A 1,128-nucleotide genomic window follows, 5' to 3' on the forward strand; every position below is an offset into this window, starting at 1 on the left:
TTGCTTGGTCGAGCAATATAAAAGCGGAACGATAGTAATAATCTTGTTGATGAATACTATTTTTGCAGAAAAAGTAAGTAAAAAACTAAACTTAACTACACAACCGCTAAGTCCAAATAAGGTATAAGAGCGGAGCGCTGCGAGACAAGTAATTCCTATCTCACACAGCCACACAAAGAAATCCGCCAGCCAAACACCCGCTAAAACTCACGCCACGCCAAACAAGAACTTTCGAGACTCATCAGACCGTTTTCAGAAAACACCAGTCAAAACTCATAGACGATACGCAAGAACATCGCAAATAAAATTGCATCATACTAAACGAAAACTTGCGCAAACACAAATTTTAATTAAAAAATTAGGCTTTATTTACTATTACAACTGTAGTTGGTTGTAAGCCAGATGCAACAGGTGCCTCAAAAACATGAGTATCTATTCCACCGGCTTTTCGAATCATTTTTACAGCTTTTTCTACTTCTGCTTGAGCAGATTTACCCTTTAATGCTATTAATTTCCCGTGCTTATTCAATAGAGGAATAGTCCATCCAGCTAATTTCGTCATAGGAGCTACAGCCCTGCATGTTACTACATCAAACGCTGGAATTTCATGTGACTTAACTTTGTCAATAACTTCATCTGATCTGCCGTGAAATATAGTAACATTTTTTAATTTCATAAGAGCAACGCACTCACGCAACCAATCAACACGACGCTCCATAGGTTCAATCAAAGTAACGTCATAATCAGGTAAGCACGCAGCTAAAACTAGACCAGGAAAACCTCCGCCGCTACCTACATCTGCAACTCTTTTATTTTTTCTACCAACTATTGCTTCTTTAATAAAAGGAACAACTGCTGCAGAATTTAATATATGCCTTTCCCAGAGAATATTCATATCTCTAGGACCGATAAGACCTCTTATTAATCCTTCTTGCTGAAGTTTCACGTGAAACAGCTTACACTTTTCTAATGCTTCACCTAAAACCTCGTTCAGCAACGGGGATCCTTCCAATTCGTCCGCTATTTTTTGTGTATTTTCCTCGTATTTTTTATCTAAATTAGCTTCCATATTTTCCCCAAAACAAATAAAAGCAATATCTGTCTCTTATACACATCTCCGAGCCCACG

At 37.9% G+C, this 1,128-nt stretch carries 1 protein-coding gene; it reads right to left on the reverse strand.

The genetic code is table 11. From position 1 onward, the window contains the following. Nucleotides 1-358 precede the first annotated feature (358 nt). A complete protein-coding gene (gene rsmG, locus A5295_RS05785) occupies nt 359-1,069 on the reverse strand; it encodes a 16S rRNA (guanine(527)-N(7))-methyltransferase RsmG (protein WP_004109604.1) in 711 nt (236 codons plus the stop codon). Between the last annotated feature and the right edge of the window lie 59 nt (nt 1,070-1,128).

This window comes from Gardnerella sp. 26-12 (assembly GCF_001660745.1).
In the GTDB taxonomy this organism is placed as follows: Bacteria; Actinomycetota; Actinomycetes; order Actinomycetales; family Bifidobacteriaceae; genus Bifidobacterium; species Bifidobacterium swidsinskii.

Coding starts and splice junctions, on each gene's coding strand:
- rsmG (WP_004109604.1), bottom strand. CDS start 1,069: ATGGAAGCTAATTTAGATAAAAAATACGAGGAAAATACACAAAAAATA.